This window comes from Achromobacter maghribensis, from assembly GCF_057334215.1.
This window is the reverse complement of record NZ_JBHFII010000058.1, coordinates 204,422-221,901: the sequence shown is the minus strand read 5'-3', so window position 1 is coordinate 221,901 and position 17,480 is coordinate 204,422. Positions and strand designations below refer to the sequence as shown.

Genomic DNA, 17,480 nt, shown 5'->3' with positions numbered 1-17,480 from the left:
ATGCTGGACGTAAGCACGATCAACCAATACTACGGCGGCAGCCATACGCTGCGCGGCGTATCGCTGTCGGTGGCGCAAGGCGAATGCCTGGCGCTGCTGGGCCGCAATGGCGTCGGCAAGACCACGCTGCTGAAATGCGTGATGGGCGTGCTGCCCGTCGCCAGCGGCAACATCGTGTTCGACGGCGCCGACATCACCCGCCTGGCGCCGCATCAACGCGCCGCGCGCGGTATCGCCTATGTGCCGCAAGGCCGCGACATCTTCGCCCGCCTGACCGTGGAAGAGAACATCTTGATGGGCATGGCGACTCAGCCCGCGTCGCGCGCGCGCCGCATCCGGGAAGATGTCTTTGAATTGTTCCCGGTGCTAAAGAGCATGCTGTCGCGGCGCGGCGGCGACTTGTCCGGCGGGCAGCAGCAACAGCTGGCGATCGCGCGGGCGCTGGTGGCCGAGCCCAAGCTCATCATCCTGGACGAGCCGACCGAAGGCATCCAGCCGTCCATCATCAAGGACATCGCACGGGTGATCCACATGCTGCGCCAACGGGGCGACATCGCCATCCTGCTGTGCGAACAGTACTTCGATTTCGCCCGGGAGCTGGCGGACCAGTTCGTCGTGCTCTCGCGCGGCGAGGTGGTGGCCAGCGGCGACCGCAGCGCCATCGACGGCGAGGACGTGCGTCGGCACCTGTCGGTGTGAAACTGCGGCGAAATGCCGCAGGCAGGCCGGGATATCGCGTGCGGATGGCCGATCTGCTCCGATATAATCCGGCTCCATGTGCTTCGCTTCATTCCTGACCCGCCCCACCCTGTGGATCGCGCTTGCCGCGATTCTGTGGGCGTCGTTGGCGCCGTCGCTTGCACATGCCCTGAGCCTGTCCCCAGGCGGTCACCACACGCTTCGCATCAGCGTCGATTACTGCGTCAGCGACGGCGACACGCAGTCCGGCCTGACGCTGGAAGTGCCGCGCGATGGCAGCGACGGCAGCCAGGCCGACGCCCATGGCGATGGCCACCACTGTCCGCTTTGCCGCAACCCGCAGGCCGGCGTAGGCATCTTGCCCGCGCCCGTGCCGGTGCTGCCCGCCCCCATCGGCCGCGCCATCACCTACCCGCCGCTGTTCTTCCTGGCGGCCAATCCCCTTCATGCCTGGAGCGCGGCCCAGCCGCGCGCACCGCCCGCGAACTAAGTCGGCGCAGCACTGCCGCCTGACGGCGGAACCTGTCCGCGCCTGCCCGCCTTCGCCGTCGGCACGTTACGTTCGCGCTTTACGCGCCAGGTCGCGTGCCGTCATCCAGATCCCTGCGAACGGCCTTGCGATCCCGCCTGCCCTGCCTGCTACCGGCGGGGTACCGGGCGCACGGGCCGCCCTCTGGTTCCAGACATGAAGAAAACCACCCGCTACACCCTGCTGCTGGGCGCGCTTGCCAGCGCCTCCGCCCAGGCCCTGACCACCGAACCCGCCGTGGAAACGCTGGCGCCCACCACCGTCTACGGCGCCGGGCAGCCGGAACCCGCCCCCAACGGCCCGATCAACCTGGACGCCCGCGACGGCACGGGCAGCCGCCTGGGGCTGACCCTGCGTGAAACACCCGCCAGCATCACGGTGATCTCACGCGAACAGATCGACGCCCGCGGCTCGCTGAATACGCAAGACATCGCGCGTGGCATCCCCGGCGTGGACAACGCATCGCCCCCCGGCAACGCCGGGGCGGTCAGCTACCGGGGCTTTTCCGGCGGCCAGGTGACGCAGTTATTCAACGGCATCTCGGTGCAATACGACGCCGTGGCCGCGCGCCCGGTGGACAGCTGGATCTACGACCGCGTCGAGGCCATCGGCGGCCCCTCGACTTTCCTGTTCGGCGCGGGCGCGGTGGGCGGCGCGATCAACTACGTGACCAAGCTGCCGCAGCGCGACACCTTCTACGACGGTCAATTCCGGCTGGGTTCGTTCGGCAGCCGTCAAGGGTCGGCGGGGTTGAACCAGCAACTGGCCGGCGCGCCCGGGGGCCGTGGGCACTACCTGCGCATCGACGCCAACACCGGCGCCAGCCATGGCTGGGTCGACGGCAACGCGTCCCGAGCAAGTCAGATCGCGGTCTCGCTGCTGTCCGATCTGGGCGACGACGTGACCCAGACCTTCGCCTTCGAGTACCAGCGCGAGCAGGTGGACCGCCCCTACTGGGGCACGCCGCTGAAAACCGGCACAGGCGGCGTGGTGCAGGGCGCCGGCCGCATCCTGGATGGCACGCGGTTCAAGAACTACAACGTCAACGACGGCCTGTACGAGCAATCGGTGCTGTGGGCCCGGTCCCTGACCGAATGGCGCGCCGGGCCGGCGCTGACGTTCAAGAACACGCTGTACTACTACCGCGCCGAACGCGATTTCCGCAATCTGGAGAACTACCGCTTCAACGCCGGCAACAGCCTGGTGCTGCGGTCCGGCGCGCTGTTGCAGCGCCACGAGCAAAGCATGCTGGGCAACCGCGTGGAAGGCGTGCTGCGGTCGACGCTTGGCGGCCTGCCCAGCGATTGGTCGTTCGGCGCGGACATCAGTCAGAACAAGGTCACGCGCTATCCCACCAGCCGGCCCGCCCAGGTGGACGCCGTGGACCCGTACGACTTTTCGCCCGGCGACTTCTACGACATCCCCGGCATGGCGCGCGGCCGCGCCGCCGACCGCGACAACCGCATTCGCACGATTGCGCTGACGTTGGAGAACCGCACCGAGGTGCTGCCCGGCGTGGCGATCGTATCGGCCTTGCGCAAGGACTTCATCGACCTGGACCTGACCAACCGCCGCGCCGTCACGGCGGCGTCGCCCGCCAGCGCATCCCGGCGCTATTCGCCCGTGACGGGACGCCTGGGCGTGAACTGGGAGATCACCCCGGAGGCCTCGCTGTATGCGCAATACGCCACGGCGGCGGATCCGCCATCCGGCCTGCTGGCCACCGCCTCGTTCGCGGACGTGTTGAACAACGACAAGCTCACCACCGGCACGCAGACCGAAGTGGGCGGCAAGTTCGACTTCTGGGACGGTCGCGGTTCGGCCACGGTGTCGGTCTACGAGATCAAGCGCAAGAACATGGCCACGTCCGACCCGGACAACCCCGGGGTCAGCGTTCCCGTTGGCGCGCAGTCGGCGCGCGGCATTGAATTGGCCGCCGGACTGCAGTTGACGTCCAAGCTGTCCGTGCAAGGCAACGTGGCGTTCGTGGACCCGAAGTACGACGACTTTTCCCAATCCGTTGGCGGCGTCGCGGTATCGCGCAATGGCAACGTGCCCACCAACACGCCCCGCCGCATCGCCAACGTGTGGCTGGACTACGCCTTCGTGCCGGACTGGAACGCCAGCCTGGCCGCGCGCCATGTGGGCCGCGCCTACGCGGACGCGGCCAACACGGTCTGGGCGCCGTCCTACACGGTGTTCGACGCCGCACTGTCGCATCGGATCAGCCCCCGGCTGAATGTGACGGCACGCGTGCGCAACCTGACCGACAAGGTCTATGCCGCCAACGCGACGCCGACAATGTTCTACCTGGGCGCGCCGCGCTCGGTGGAGCTGACGCTGCAGGCGCGATTCTGACCCGCGAAAAAGGACATGCCATGAACGCCACGCCATCCCCTTCGCCCCCTTCACCGCGCCATCCTGCCGGCCCGCCGCTGACCGCCCGCGCCAAGCGCTGGCTCTACCTGATCCACCGCTGGGCGGGCGTCGTGCTATGCCTGTTCTTCGCCATGTGGTTCGTAAGCGGCGTGGTGATGATGTACGTGGGCTATCCCAAGGTGACGCCACAGGAACGCCTGTCGCACCTGGCGCCCCTGGACGCCGCCATGATCGCCACGGTCGCCATCACGCCCGAACAGGCGTTGGCGGCGGTTGGCGCCAGCGCCAGCGGCGCATCGGGCCTGAGCCTGGCCGCCACGCGCGGCGGCGCGCCGGTCTATGCCGTGCCCAACGGCCCGCGCGAGGCGCCCAGCATCGTGGATGCCGTCACGGGCGCCGTGCTGCCGCCCGCCGACGCCGCCGTCGCGCAGGCCACCGCCAGCGCCTGGTTCGGCGGCCGATACGCCGCGCATTACCGCGGCGTCATCCAGGAAGACGTGTACACGCATTCTGGCGCGCTCAAACCTCACCGCCCGCTGCACCGCGTCGACATGGACGACCCCGACCGGACGCGGCTCTATATCTCGTCGGCGACCGGCGCGGTGGTGTTGGACGCCACGCGCAGCGAGCGCCTGTGGAACTATGCGGGCGCGTGGATCCACTGGCTGTATCCATTCCGCGGCAATGCGCTGGACCCCTGGTGGCACGACATCGTGGTGTGGCTGTCCGTCGCGGGCGTCGCGGTGGCCCTGACGGGCACCCTCGTGGGAATCCTGCGCTGGCGCTTTTCGCGGCCCTACGCCAGCGGCAGCCGCTCGCCCTACCGTGAACGCATGATGCGCTGGCACCACCTTAGCGGCCTGCTGTTCGCCGCCGTCACCCTGACATGGATCTTCAGCGGGCTGATGTCGATGAACCCCTGGAAGCTCTTCACCAGCACGGCCGCGCCGCTGGACGGGGCGGCGTATGCAGGCGCGGCCAGCACGGCCCCCCTGGCGCCGCCAAAGACGCTGATCGCCGCCTTGCCCGCCGCACCGCGCGAACTGAGCTGGACGCGCGCCGCCGGGCAGGACGTGGTGCTGGCGCGTGGCCCTGCCAGCGCGCCCCAGGTGCTATCCGCCACGCAGGCAACACCGCATGCCTTCACCGAAACGGATCTGCGGCAGGCGGCCACGCGGTTGGTGCCCGGCGCGGCGCTGCGCACGGTGCAGGTGTTGCGCGCCTATGACCTTTACTACTACGCGCGCGATGAACACGCCATGCTTGGCCACATCGAAAAGCCCCTGCCCATGTGGCGGCTGGTCTACGACAACCCGCAAGCCACCTGGATATATCTGGACCCGCGCACCGGCCTGATCCAGGGCCGGCAAGACCGCAGCAACCGCGTCAGCCGCTGGTTGTTCGCCTTTTTGCATAGCTGGGACTGGACGGGCCTGCTGTCACGCCGCCCGCTATGGGACGCGGTGCTGATTTTCCTGAGCCTGGGCGGCGCCGCGCTGAGCCTGACCGGCGTGGTCATCGGCTGGCGTCGGCTGGGCAAGAAGCTGCGCGCCTGATCGCGCGCAGCGGATGCACTATGCTCACCCTCTTGCAGACGAACTACCGCATCAAGGAGTCACCATGTCCGACGTCACCATTTATCACAACCCCAAGTGCGGCACGTCCCGCAATACGCTGGCCATGATCCGCAATGCCGGCATCGAGCCGAACGTGGTGTTGTACGTGGAAACACCGCCGTCCCGCGCCACGCTGAAAGCCTTGTTCAAACAGGCCGGCGTCAGCGTGCGAGACGCGCTGCGCGAAAAGGGCACGCCCTACCTGGAGCTGGGCCTGGACGATACCTCGCTGTCCGACGACGCGCTGCTGGACGCCATTGAGCAGCACCCCATCCTGCTGAACCGGCCCTTCGTGTCCACGCCGTTGGGCGCACGCCTGTGCCGCCCCAGCGAACTGGTCCTGGACATCCTTCCGACGCCCCAACAGGGCGCGTTCACGAAGGAAGACGGCGAGCTCGTCGTCAATGCGGACGGCAAACGCATCCAGAAGTAAAAGCGGGCGCGGACGGCGCATTTTGGAAGCGGATTGACGGGATCGCTCATTACCATCGCGGCTATCGATTATTACGCTGCGATGACGTGTCATGAGTTTCCTGGAAAGTCTCAACCAGTCCCTTTTTCTTCTGATCAACGCCGATCCGTCCACCCCGGCCTGGCGCATTCACGCGGCCATGCTGGTGGCCAACCCGCTGATCCTGCTGGTGCCGGTGGCGCTTGCCGCGCTGTGGCTGTGGGGCGGCGAGGCGCAACGCAGCCTGGCGCTGAAGGTGCTGGCGAGCATCGCCGTCGCGCTGTTCGCCAGCTATCTGTGCGGCGCGCTGTGGCCGCATCCGCGGCCCTTCACGATTGGCCTGGGACAGGCGTTCTTCCCGCACAAGGCAACGTCGTCGTTCCCCAGCAACCACACCATCATCATCGCCACTTTCGCGTGGGCGCTGCTCTTTGACCGGCGCTGGGCGGGATGGGGCTGGACGACCCTGCTGGCCGCCGCCGTGGTCGGCACGTCCCGCGTGTACCTGGGCGTGCATTTCCCACTGGACATTGCGGGCGGCTTGATCCTGGCGCCCATCGCGGCGGGCGTGGCCGCGCCGGTCTGGAGCCGCGCCGGCGCCCCGCTGACGCGGACCACGCAGGACGTCTACCGCAAACTGCTGGCCCTGCCCATCGCCCGGGGCTGGATCCGCGCCTAGCCGGCCGCGCCTAGCCGGCCACCTCAGTTAATCGCGACTTTTGCGTCCTTGACCAGCTTGGCGTAGTTTTCGGTGTCGGTCCCGATCCGGGCCCGCATTTGCTCTGGCGTGTCGCCGATGGGCACCGCGCCGATCTCCGCCATGCGCCGCGAAAAGTCCGGCGATTTGATGATCGCAACCATGTCGGCGTTCAGCTTCGTCACGATGTCCTTCGGGACGGCGGCCGGCGCCAGGACGCCGAACCACGTCCCCATGTTGAAGGGCTTCAACCCCGCCTCTTCCATCGTGGGCACGTCGGGCAGCGCCGCCGACCGCTGATTGGTGGTTACGGCCAGCGCGCGCAGCTTGCCGCTCTGGATGTGCGCCAGCACGGGCGTGATGGTGTCGAACGACATATCGATCTGGCCGCCCAGCAGATCCGTCGTCAGCGGGCCACTGCCCTTGTACGGCACATGCAATAACTGCACGTGGCCTGCGCGTTCGAACTGCGCGCCGATCAGGTGCTGCCCCGTGCCCATGCCATTGGACCCATAGGTCAGCTTGCCCGGCGCGGCCCGCGCCAGCGTCAACAGCCCCTGCACGTTCTTCGCATCCAGCTTGGGGTTGACGACCAGCACGTTGGGCACCAGCGCCACCGTCGTCACGGGCGCGAAGTCCTTCTGAAAGTCATAGTGCAGGCTCTTGTAGACGCTGGTGGCGATGGTGTGGTGCACCGCGCCCATCAGTAACGTGTAGCCGTCGGGCGCAGCCTTGGCCACGTAATCCGCGCCCAGGGTAGACCCCGCGCCCGGCTTGTTTTCCACGACTACCGGCTGGCCCAGGCGCTTGGCCAGTTCCTGTCCCAGCGCGCGGGCCAGCACGTCGGTCGTGCCGCCAGCCGGGAATGGCACCACCAGGTTCACCGGCCGCGCGGGATACGGCTGCGCCTTCGCGATGCCGCCCGCCAGCGGCAGGCTCAACAGGCACGCGAACGCCAGGGCGCGCGCGCATAAGGCTTGCTTGGACATGCTTGTCTCCTTGGGATACGAATGGACTTCGCTTCTTGTTGTGTCGCCGGACACCGCCCCGGGTCTTATGCCTGGGGTCTGGTCTCCGGGTAATGCCCGTCTACGCCGCCCGCGCTTGCCCGCCCGCCTCCAGTTGCGCGCAGACCGCCGCCGTCACCTGCTCCGTCGTGGCGGCGCCGCCCAGGTCGCGGGTATGCAAAGCCGGATTCGCGGTCACGCTTTCGATGGCTTGCATCAAGCGGGCGGCGGCGGCGTTTTCGCCCAGGTGCTCAAGCAGCATGACGACCGACCAGAACGTGCCCACCGGGTTCGCCAACCCCTTGCCCATGATGTCGAAGGCCGACCCGTGGATGGGCTCGAACATGGATGGATAGCGGCGTTCGGGATCGATATTGCCGGTCGGCGCAATGCCCAGGCTGCCTGCCAGCGCCGCAGCCAGATCGCTGAGGATGTCGGCGTGCAGGTTGGTGGCCACGATGGTGTCCAGCGATGCCGGGCGGTTGACCATGCGCGCGGTGGCCGCATCCACCAGTTCCTTGTCCCACGTCACGTCCGGGAATTCGCGGCTGACCTGCAGCGCGATCTCGTCCCACATCACCATCGCGTGGCGTTGCGCATTCGATTTGGTCACCACCGTCAGCAGCTTGCGCGGACGCGACTGCGCCAGCTTGAACGCAAAGCGCAGAATGCGTTCGACACCCGCGCGCGTCATGATGGACACATCGGTGGCGGCTTCGATGGGATGCCCCTGGTGCACGCGCCCCCCCACGCCGGAATACTCGCCTTCCGAGTTTTCCCGCACGATCACCCAGTTCAACTGTTCGGGCGTGCAGCGTTTAAGCGGCGCATCGATGCCGGGCAAGATCCGCGTGGGCCGCACGTTGGCGTACTGGTCGAAGCCCTGGCAGATCTTCAGGCGCAGGCCCCACAGGGTGATGTGGTCGGCAATGTCGGGATCCCCCGCCGACCCGAACAGGATCGCGTCCTTGTCGCCCAGCGCCTCCAGCCCGTCGGCCGGCATCATCACGCCATGCTTGCGGTAGTAGTCGCCGCCCCAGTCGAAATCCTGGAACTCGAAGCGCAAGCCATTTTGACTGGCCAGCGTCTGCAGAATGCGCTGGCCGGCGGGAATGACTTCCTTGCCGATGCCGTCGCCGGGGATGGTTGCGATGCGATACGTCTTCATGGGCCGACAGGCTCCTTGCTGATAAGGGTCTGTGGGCACTTTACCGAGCGCAGGCGCCGCGAACGGCGCCTGAATTCACAACATCTTTAACCTGGAGTTGAAAGTGGCGGTCAGTGCGCCGAATGCCTGGCCTCGTGTTCCAGCAGCCAGCGCTTGCGGTGCAGCCCGCCGCCGTAGCCGGTCAGCGATGCGTTGGCGCCGATCACCCGGTGGCAGGGGATCACGATGCCGACCGGGTTGGCGCCGTTGGCCAGCCCCACCGCGCGCACCGCCGATGGCCGTTCGATGCGGCCGGCCAGGACGCCGTAACTGACGGTCTGCCCGCCCGCGATGCCGCGCAACGCCTGCCAGACCTGCCGCTGGAAATCCGTGCCGCCCAACGCCACGGGAAGGCCATTGATCGCCGCCACGTCGCCATCGAAGTACGCCTCAAGCGCCCGGCGCGCCGCCGACGGCCCGGCCGCATCCCGCACCTGCACGGCGTCTTTGCCGTACTGTCGGCGCAGCAGCGTGTGCATGCGCGTTTCATAGTCTTCCCAATCAACCGCGCGCAGGCACTGTTGCGAATCCGTCAGCACCAGCATCTGGCCCAGTGGCGTGGTGGCGCGCTCCAAAGAGAATGTGTGGATCGGCATGGCCGGCTCCTGGTGAAGTCTCGATGGGGCCAATATAAATACAGTCCGCCCCCTCGGCTGGCGGTTTTCGGACATCAGTGTGCGCCTCACAACCGTGTCCGAAAACCGCTAGATCCCGGCCCCGGCGCGGCGTTAGTATCGCTGCATGGAACTGAACCACGACGCCTGCTACAGCGCCATCCAGGTGCGCGACGCCCGTTACGACGGCCGCTTCTTCACGGCCGTCAAGACGACCGGCATCTATTGCCGCCCCGTCTGTCCGGCACGCACGCCGTTGTCGAAGAACGTCACGTTCTTTTCCACGGCGGCCGCCGCGCAAGAAGCGGGATTCCACCCTTGCCTGCGGTGCCGGCCAGAGACCGCACCGGAATTGGGGCCCGGGCATGAACTGCCCGACGGCGTGGCGCGCGCGTTGCAGTTGATCGAACTGGGCGCCCTGGACGAAGACGGCGTGGATTCGCTGGCGCAACGCCTGGGCGTGGGCGAACGTCAGCTACGCCGCCAATTCCGCCAATATCTGGGCGCATCGCCCGTCGCGGTGGCGCAGACGCGCCGCGTGTTGCTCGCCAAACAGTTGATTCACGAAACCCGCCTGCCCATGGCGGAAATCGCCTTTGCCTCGGGCTTTGGCAGCATCCGCCGCTTCAACGAGATTTTCCTGGACCTGTTCGGCCGTGCCCCGGGCGAACTGCGCCGCTCCGAAAAACCCGACGTTTCCGCCGGCCAACACGGCGAGATCAAGCTGCTGCTGCGCTACCGCCCGCCCTATGACTGGGATGCCATGCTGGCCTTTCTGCGGCTGCGCGCCATCCCGGGGATCGAACACGTCACGGAAGACAGCTACGCGCGCACCGTCAGCCTGGATGGCCATCAGGGTACCGTCACCGTGCGCCCCGGCACCGGCAACGCCTTGCAGGTCATCGTGCGTTTCCCCCATTTGCAAGCGCTGCCGGCGATCATCGCGCGGGTACGCCGCGTATTCGACCTGGCCAGCGACCCCGTCGCCATCGCCGCCCAATTCGCGGAAGACCCCGTCATGACGTCGCTGATCCAGGCCAGGCCCGGGCTGCGCGTCCCCGGCGCCTGGGACGGCTTTGAACTCGCGATGCGCGCCGTCCTGGGCCAGCAGATCACCGTGGTCGCCGCCATCCGCCTGGCCGGAAAACTGGTGGCGGCGCACGGCGCGCCCATGACGCGGCCGGAAGGCACGTTGACCCATGTCTTTCCCGAGCCGGCCGTCGTTGCTGGCGCCGAACTCGCTTCGCTAGGCATGCCCCGCAGCCGCGCCGCGACGTTGTCGGCCGTGGGCGCCGCCGCCGTCGCCGACAAGCACCTGTTCGATGCGGCCGCCGGACTGGAAGAAGCCGTGGCGCGCCTGCGCCAGATCCGCGGCGTGGGCGAATGGACGGCGCAATACATCGCCCTGCGCCAGTTGCGCGAACCGGACGCGTTCCCGTCGGCGGACATCGGCTTGATCCGCGCGTTGGAAAAGCTGGAATCGCGCGACATCACCCCCGCGCAGTTATTGGCCCGCTCCGAGCAATGGCGGCCGTGGCGCGCATATGCGGCGCAGCATCTGTGGACGGCGTAGCGGCTGCGAGGAATACGTGTTTGCGCGCGAAGCGTTCGCACAGCGTCTCGGCCGCCAACTTGGTGGCGCCGTAGATATTCTTTGGCACGGGGACAACTACTTCGGTCACCCGGCCCGACGCCGTTTATCGCCTGCGCTTTTCCTTCAGCCCGTCGATGATGACTCCCAGGCCGAACTCAAAGGCGGCGTCCGGACCGGCGCTATCGATGTCGCGCATGGCCGCTGTCAGGAATGGCGTGGCGGCAGCAGCGGTGGCTGATGGCGAGGGGCGTTCATCCACACCGGCTTCGTCGGACTGCTGTTCAATCACCGCGCCGACGGTGTAGTGGCTAACCGTCAGCAGTGCCTGGGCGGCGTCGCCCGGCGTGAATCCTTCTTCACACAAGAAGCGAAGCTGTGTTTCCACCGTCTCGAACTGCGGTTCGCTCGGCCGCGTACCGGCATGAATGCGCGCGCCATCGCGATAGGCCAGCAATGCCTGCCTGAAGCTGTGGGCATTGCCGATAAGGAACGCGCGCCAATCGTCGCCGGGCCGAGGCAAGGGATACGTGTGACGCTCGACCAACATGGCTTGAGCCAGCCGGTCCAGCAAGACGCGCTTGTTTTTGAAGTGCCAATAGAGCGCAGGTTGCTGCACGCCCAATCGCTCCGCCAACTTGCGCGTCGTCAGGCCGTCCATGCCGACGTCGTTCAGCAGGTCCAGCGCGGCGCGGATTACCGCGTTCGGTTGCAGTTTTGTCATGCTTGACAATTTATCACCGATAAATTATTTGTCTAGTTATCTATCACTGATAAATTTTGTGGATCTCCGCCGCAACTGGCAGCGGCGGCGTCCCGAAGCCCCACCCGTGAAATCCAATCCCGCCCTTGGCGTCCTGTTTAGTACGGTTGCGCTTGACGCTGCCGGCTTGGGCCTGGTCATGCCCGTGGTGCCCGGCTTGCTGCGCGAACTGGCCGCGGCAGGCGATGTCGCCACGCACTATGGCGTCCTGCTGGCGCTGTACGCGCTGATGCAGTTTGTCTGCGCACCGATCCTCGGCGCGCTGTCCGACCGATTCGGACGGCGCCCCGTCCTGCTTGTCTCTCTGGCTGGCGCGGCCGTCGACTACGCGATCATGGCGACCGCCCCTGTTCTCTGGGTCCTGTACATCGGACGTGTCGTCGCCGGCGTCACCGGGGCGACAAGCGCGGTGGCTGGCGCTTATATCGCCGATGTCACGGAGGGCGACGCGCGCGCCCGTCACTTTGGCTTCATGAACGCCTGCTTCGGCATTGGCATGATCGCGGGCCCCGCCATCGGCGGACTCGTCGGGGGGATGTCGCCGCATGCGCCGTTCTGGGCCGCGGCGGTGTTGAACGGCCTTAACTTCCTGGCAGGGGCCTTCCTGTTGCCGGAATCACACAAGGGCGAACGCGGACCCATCGCATTGACGGCATTCAATCCGCTTGCCTCATTCCGATGGGCTCAGGGCATGACCGTCGTCGCTGCGTTGATGTCCGTCTTCTTCGTGATGCAACTCGTCGGCCAGGTGCCTGCCGCGCTCTGGGTCATCTTCGGCGAAGACCGGTTTCATTGGAACGCCGCCATGACCGGCGTGTCGCTTGCCACGTTCGGCGTCCTGCACGCGCTTGCCCAGGCGCTGGTCACCGGCCCCGCCATCGCCTGGCTAGGCGAGAAGCGCGCGCTCATTGCCGGGATGCTGGCCGACGGCGCCGGATACGTTCTGCTCGCCTTCGCGACGCAAGGATGGATGGCGTTTGCCATCATGATCCTGCTTGCGAGCGGCGGCATCGGCATGCCGGCGTTGCAGGCCACGTTGTCCCGGCGGGTGGATGAGGCGCATCAAGGGCGGCTTCAAGGATCGCTGGCGGCGCTAGGCAGCGCGGCGTCGATCATCGGCCCCTTGGGTTTCACGGCGATCCATGCCGCGTCCGCTGCGACCTGGACGGGATGGCCCTGGATCGCGGGCGCGGCGCTCTATCTGCTGTGCTGGTCGGCCGTGGTATCGAATTGAGGCGCGCGAATCGGAAATTCACTTAGAACGGCCTCCTGCGCCATCCACATGGCGCGATAGCGGCCCTGTACCCGCAGCAGATCGGCGTGCTTGCCCGACTGCGTGATGCGACCGTCCTCAAAGACCAGGATACGGTCGGCGGCGACGATGGTCGAGAGGCGGTGGGCGATGACGATGACGCTGCGTTCCCGCACCAGCGCATCGATGGCCGCCTGCACGGCCAGTTCGCTTTCGGTGTCCAGCGCGGCGGTGGGCTCGTCCAGGATGACGATGGGCGCGTCCTTCAGGATGGCGCGCGCAATGGACAAGCGTTGGCGTTCGCCGCCCGACAGCCGGCTGCCCGCTTCGCCCAGACGGGTCTGCCAACCTTGCGGAAGACGTTCGACGAAGTCCAGGCAATGCGCGGCACGCGCGGCCTGGCGGATTTCGGCGTCGCTGGCCTGGGGCCGGGCCATGCCGATGTTGGCAAGCACCGTATCGTCGAAAAGATGCACGTCCTGGAACACCGTGGACACGAGACCGTTGATTTCTGCAGGCGGCATTCGGCGCAGGTCGACGCCGCCGATCATGATGGCGCCAGCCTGGGGATCGGCGTGCCGCATGAGCAAGCGCGTGAGCGTCGTCTTGCCGGAGCCAGAAGGGCCCACCAGCGCGGTCAGGCCGCGCGCCGGCAAACGCAGGTCGATACCACGCAAGGCGGGCGTCTTGGTACCCGCATAGTGGAAAGTCATGCCCTCGACGCGGATAGCGGCGTCACGCGGCGCATCGCCGGCAACCGGCCATTGCGGCAGCGGCGCAACCGACAGCACTGCCTCGACGCGCGCGAGCGCGGCTTCGATCAGCGCGAAAATGGCGGTGAACGACACGAAGGTCGCCATCGGCTCGGCAAAGCGCACCACCAGTACCAGCACGGCCGCCAACAACGCGGCGTCCAGGCTACCTTGGGCCACCCAGAACGCCCCGCAGGCCAGAATACCGAGCAGGCCCAGTTCGATCACGCTGGCAATCATCAGATCGGGTTTGGCCCCACGGCGGTGGGCGTCGCGCTGCACGCGCTCCACCGCTTCGAAGCGATGGCGCAAGCGCTGGTTTTCGACGCCGGCGCGCCCGGTCGCCATGCAGACCGGAACGCCCTGCATATATTCCAGCAGTTCGGCGCTCAGGGCTTCGTTCGCCAGTCCCGCCGCTTTCATGCCCTGGTCCATCGCCGGCCGGCGCCAGCGGTAAAGCGGAAGGATCGCGGGAAACACCAGCAGTAGCGCCACGCCAATGCGCCAATCCAGCGCCAACAGCGCCAAGGCCGTCACCGCGGGCGTCACCACTGCCCCCAGGATGAGGTTCACCACCGTCAACACGTAGTTCATCTGTTCATCGACGCCGCCAAGCAGCTTGGCGGCGATGTCGCCCGTGCGGTGGGCCTGCAAGGCCTCCAGCGGCATACGCCGGAGCTGCTGCCCCAGACGGATACGCAGGTCATGCGAAGCGGCCGCCATATGGCCTTGGTAATCGAACCCTTGAGCGCGCCAACGCACAGCCGTTGCGCCCAACGCCAACAGCGAAAAGGCCGTGAGCCAGCTTGCCAGCGTGCGCCATGGCGCGCCGTGGGCGACGGCGACGAAAAGCGGCGCGATGCAGGCAAGCGCCATGCCTTGCAGCATCGCGGCCGCCAGCAGTCGCGCAAGGCTTGCGCGCAGGCGTCCAGCCTGCGGGCCGGCGCTGCGCATCAGGCGGCGATAGGTTTCGGGCCACGTGGCCGGGTGGTGACTCATGGCTGGTGTTCTCCCAAGGTCCAGAGGCGGGCGCGTTCGTGGTTGCTCCACAGACGGGCATAGAGGCCGCCCGCGGCGATCAATCCCTCGTGCGTGCCGCGCTCGGCCAGACGGCCGTGGTCCAGGACCAGGATCTGGTCGGCGTGGCGGACGGCGTTCAGGCGATGCGCGACCATGATGACGGTCTTGCCGCGCATCAACCTGGCCAGCGCGGCGCCGACGGCACGCTCGTTCTCGGGATCGGTCGCGGAGGTGGCTTCGTCCAGTACAAGAATCGGCCGGTTCATGAGGATGGCGCGGGCGATCGTCAGGCGCTGGCGCTGGCCGCCCGAGAGGTTCTTGCCCCCTTCGCGCAATACGGTGTCGTACCCCTCGGGCAGCGCCGCGATGAAGTCATGGGCTTGCGCGGCGGTTGCGGCGGCCTCGATATCCACGCGGGCAGCATCGGGCCGACCCATGGCGATGTTTTCCGCAACACTGCCGGAGAACAGGAAGGCATCCTGAAAAACAAAAGCGACGTGTTCGAACAGCACGTCGCGTGCCATGTCGCGCACGTCGACGCCGCCGATGGTCACGCTGCCGGCATCGACATCCCAGAAGCGCGCAATAAGGCGCGCCACGGTGCTCTTGCCCGCGCCGGATGGCCCCACCAGGGCCGTGATCTGCCCGGCCTGGGCGGTGAAGGTAAGGTCATCAAGCGCCCGCTTGCCGTCGTAGGAAAACGTCACGCCGTTGCACCTGACCGAGCTGTCCGCGGGACGCTTGTCCGGCGCGAGCGCCGGCGGCAAAGGGGCGATGTCCATCACCTGCTGGATCCGGGTGACGCTGAGTTTGGCCCGGTCGATCATGTGGGCCAGCGACATCATCGGGAACATGGCCTCGGCCATCCCCATCCCGAACAGCAATGCGGCCAGCCATACCGGAAATGTCAGTTGCCCCTGCGAGATCAACCAGGCCCCGATCCAGAGCAGAAGACCCAGCGTGGGCAACGGCCCCAGCAGCGCAATGGAAAAGCGCGCGGGAAAACTGGCTTGGCGATACCAGTGCGTCAACATGGCCAGATAACGCTCCAACGCTTGGTGGTAGCGGCCGAACGTGGTCTGACCGGTATCGAAGGTGCGGACGACCGGCATGGCCTGGACGTATTCGACCACGGCCGCGCTAACCTGCTCGCGCGCCTCGTGATAGCGGCGCGTCATCGTGTCGCGCCCGCGCATGGCCCGAGACAGCACGCATGCCCCTGCCGCCAACACGCCGACGCAGGCCAGCGCCAGGCGCCAATCCAGCGCGAACAGCAATACGGCGCTGGCAGCCGGCATGGCGTATGCCCGGGCATAGAGCGGCGTGCTGTCCGCCACGAAAGTATGCAGCGCCTGGACATCGTCATGCACCACCTTTGCAAGCGCGCTGCTTCCCAGCGCTTGCGTCTCGCCAAACGAGAGGCGCGCAATATGCGCGACCAGGTTCGTGCGCAGGATGACCTCCAGGCGAAAGGCCGCGTAATGCGACTGATTGAACGCCTGCAAGCGCAACGCGTAGGCAAGCACGGTGAACAGAAGCGCACCGGCGAACTGGCGCCAAGGGAATACGCCGGGCGCAAGCGTCAGGGCCTGGACCGCCAATGCCAGGCTGGCCAGCGCCGCCATGCTGGACAGTACGCCGATCACGGCCAAGGCCATGGCCCGCCGTATGCGGCCGCGTACCGGGCGCAGTATCTGCCACGGCTTGTTCATGCGGCGCTCCGAGGCGTCCAACGCAAGCTGGCGGCGGCCGCCAGCAATGCCAGCACGACGGCCGCCGCCACAACCCCGCCATAGCCGATGCGCGCGGCCAGCATCGCACCCGCCGACGTCAGCAGCATCACGAAGCACTGGCTCAGACTGACCTGCAGGGTGTAATCGGTCGACGGGCTTGCCGCAGACGACTGATCCATCATCAATGTCGCCAGCACGGTCGCGGCCGGGTTATAGAGCAGGAAGTAGGCCACGACCGCCGCCCCCGCCATGGCGGCGGACGCCCACCCCATCGCAGGCAGCGCCAGGCCGCAGATGCCCAGCAGTTGCAGCAGCGCGGCCACGACCATGGCGCGGCGCCGCGAGTAGCGCCGCAACAGGCGGCCATAGGCCAGCGCGCCGGCCACACCCGCCAGCGACCCCAGCACATTGACGACCAGGCCGACGCTTTCCAAGCCCCATCCGGCATCGATCAGGGACGGCATGACGATCGAATAGGCCAATGCGCTGCCGGCCGGATAGATCAGCAGCAACAGCAGCAGACGCAGGCGCCCCGGCGCGCGCCAGAATCCGATAAGGCGGGAGTAGCCGGCAGGCCGCGCCGGCCGCGGCCATGCGGGTTCCCGGTAGCGCAGCAATTGCAGCCACGACAAGGCGGTCAGGGCCGCCAGCGTCAGGCAGCAGCCGGTCCATCCGAAGGTCGGATACAGCATCAACATTGCCCCGCCGCCGACCAGGTTGCCCACCAGCCCGCCGCCGATCTGCAGCCCATTTCCAAACCCGCGATCCGCAGCGGTGAGCAGGCGGCAGGCCAGGCCATCAACGGCGATATCCTGTGTCGCGGACAGCAGCGACGTCGCCAGGCACAGCAGATAGATCAGCGCAAAGTCGGCCTGCAAGTCCAGCAGTCCGATCAGCGCCAGGCATAACACCATGCCGCCTTGGGTGAAGAGCAGCCAGCCGCGATAGTGGCCCTGCCGTCCGATGGCATAGCGGTCAATCAAGGGCGCCCACAGCGCCTTCAGCGGCCACACCATGCCCAGCAGATACACGAGGCCAATGGTATCGAGGCTGGCGCCGCGGTCGCGCAGGATGGCCGCCATGGCGACGACGAAGAACATCAGACCCAGGAACTGGGTGCTGTAAAGGCTTGCCAGCAGGCGCCAGGCGCGTTGGGGGTGCACGATGCGG

Annotated in this window: 15 protein-coding genes; 8 read left to right on the top strand and 7 right to left on the bottom strand. The window is 67.2% G+C overall.

Translation table 11 applies throughout. The annotated features are described in order from the left end of the window. The 6 genes from urtE to ACE039_RS25835 all read left to right on the top strand — a co-directional run bounded on the left by urtE (position 1) and on the right by ACE039_RS25835 (position 6,353). On the top strand, positions 1-699 hold the full coding sequence (gene urtE / locus ACE039_RS25860; protein ID WP_310031058.1) for an urea ABC transporter ATP-binding subunit UrtE: 699 nt from the start codon (positions 1-3) through the stop codon (positions 697-699). A 76-nt stretch (positions 700-775) separates the two neighbouring features. Then, positions 776-1,189, top strand: coding sequence for a DUF2946 domain-containing protein (locus ACE039_RS25855; RefSeq protein ID WP_485823696.1), 414 nt, complete (start codon positions 776-778; stop codon positions 1,187-1,189). Positions 1,190-1,384: 195 nt separating this feature from the next. Further along, the gene (locus ACE039_RS25850; RefSeq protein ID WP_485823695.1) at positions 1,385-3,586 is read left to right on the top strand and encodes a TonB-dependent receptor; all 2,202 of its coding nucleotides are present in this window, start codon (positions 1,385-1,387) and stop codon (positions 3,584-3,586) included. Between the two features lie 20 nt (positions 3,587-3,606). Then, positions 3,607-5,163: a PepSY domain-containing protein gene (locus ACE039_RS25845; RefSeq protein ID WP_485823694.1), complete on the top strand. Its 1,557-nt coding sequence runs from the start codon at positions 3,607-3,609 to the stop codon at positions 5,161-5,163. Between the two features lie 64 nt (positions 5,164-5,227). Continuing rightward, on the top strand, positions 5,228-5,656 hold the full coding sequence (gene arsC / locus ACE039_RS25840) for an arsenate reductase (glutaredoxin) (protein WP_105558342.1): 429 nt from the start codon (positions 5,228-5,230) through the stop codon (positions 5,654-5,656). A 91-nt stretch (positions 5,657-5,747) separates the two neighbouring features. Continuing rightward, the gene (locus tag ACE039_RS25835; RefSeq protein ID WP_485823693.1) at positions 5,748-6,353 is read left to right on the top strand and encodes a phosphatase PAP2 family protein; all 606 of its coding nucleotides are present in this window, start codon (positions 5,748-5,750) and stop codon (positions 6,351-6,353) included. 23 nt (positions 6,354-6,376) lie between these two features. On the opposite strand, the gene ACE039_RS25830 is transcribed toward ACE039_RS25835, so the two are convergent. The 3 genes from ACE039_RS25830 to ogt form a co-directional block, all read right to left on the bottom strand. After that, a complete protein-coding gene (locus tag ACE039_RS25830; protein WP_485823692.1) occupies positions 6,377-7,360 on the bottom strand; it encodes a Bug family tripartite tricarboxylate transporter substrate binding protein in 984 nt (327 codons plus the stop codon). 100 nt (positions 7,361-7,460) lie between these two features. After that, the gene (locus ACE039_RS25825) at positions 7,461-8,546 is read right to left on the bottom strand and encodes a tartrate dehydrogenase (protein WP_485823691.1); all 1,086 of its coding nucleotides are present in this window, start codon (positions 8,544-8,546) and stop codon (positions 7,461-7,463) included. 110 nt (positions 8,547-8,656) lie between these two features. Beyond that, complete coding sequence (gene ogt / locus ACE039_RS25820) at positions 8,657-9,181, bottom strand: methylated-DNA--[protein]-cysteine S-methyltransferase (protein WP_485823690.1); 525 nt, start codon at positions 9,179-9,181, stop codon at positions 8,657-8,659. A 145-nt stretch (positions 9,182-9,326) separates the two neighbouring features. Between ogt and ACE039_RS25815 the strand changes: the two genes are divergently transcribed. Further along, positions 9,327-10,772: an AlkA N-terminal domain-containing protein gene (locus tag ACE039_RS25815; protein ID WP_485823689.1), complete on the top strand. Its 1,446-nt coding sequence runs from the start codon at positions 9,327-9,329 to the stop codon at positions 10,770-10,772. 124 nt (positions 10,773-10,896) lie between these two features. Here ACE039_RS25815 and tetR read toward each other — a convergent pair whose 3' ends face one another. Further along, positions 10,897-11,514, bottom strand: a complete 618-nt coding sequence (gene tetR / locus ACE039_RS25810) for a tetracycline resistance transcriptional repressor TetR (protein WP_485823688.1) — start codon at positions 11,512-11,514, stop codon at positions 10,897-10,899. Between the two features lie 106 nt (positions 11,515-11,620). On the opposite strand from tetR, the gene tet reads away from it, so the two are divergent. Continuing rightward, positions 11,621-12,787 carry a Tet(A)/Tet(B)/Tet(C) family tetracycline efflux MFS transporter gene (gene tet / locus ACE039_RS25805; protein WP_485823687.1) on the top strand — a complete coding sequence of 389 codons (1,167 nt, stop codon included), beginning with the start codon at positions 11,621-11,623 and terminating at the stop codon, positions 12,785-12,787. On the opposite strand, the gene ACE039_RS25800 is transcribed toward tet, so the two are convergent. Genes ACE039_RS25800 through ACE039_RS25790 form a run of 3 tightly spaced genes read right to left on the bottom strand, consistent with a single transcriptional unit; the run spans position 12,751 to position 17,473 of the window. Continuing rightward, the gene (locus ACE039_RS25800) at positions 12,751-14,556 is read right to left on the bottom strand and encodes an ABC transporter ATP-binding protein (RefSeq protein WP_485823686.1); all 1,806 of its coding nucleotides are present in this window, start codon (positions 14,554-14,556) and stop codon (positions 12,751-12,753) included. The genes tet and ACE039_RS25800 overlap by 37 nt on opposite strands. Then, positions 14,553-16,289, bottom strand: coding sequence for an ABC transporter ATP-binding protein (locus tag ACE039_RS25795; RefSeq protein ID WP_485823685.1), 1,737 nt, complete (start codon positions 16,287-16,289; stop codon positions 14,553-14,555). The genes ACE039_RS25800 and ACE039_RS25795 overlap by 4 nt, the downstream gene beginning before the upstream one ends. Next, the gene (locus ACE039_RS25790) at positions 16,286-17,473 is read right to left on the bottom strand and encodes an MFS transporter (protein WP_448709535.1); all 1,188 of its coding nucleotides are present in this window, start codon (positions 17,471-17,473) and stop codon (positions 16,286-16,288) included. The genes ACE039_RS25795 and ACE039_RS25790 overlap by 4 nt, the downstream gene beginning before the upstream one ends. Between the last annotated feature and the right edge of the window lie 7 nt (positions 17,474-17,480).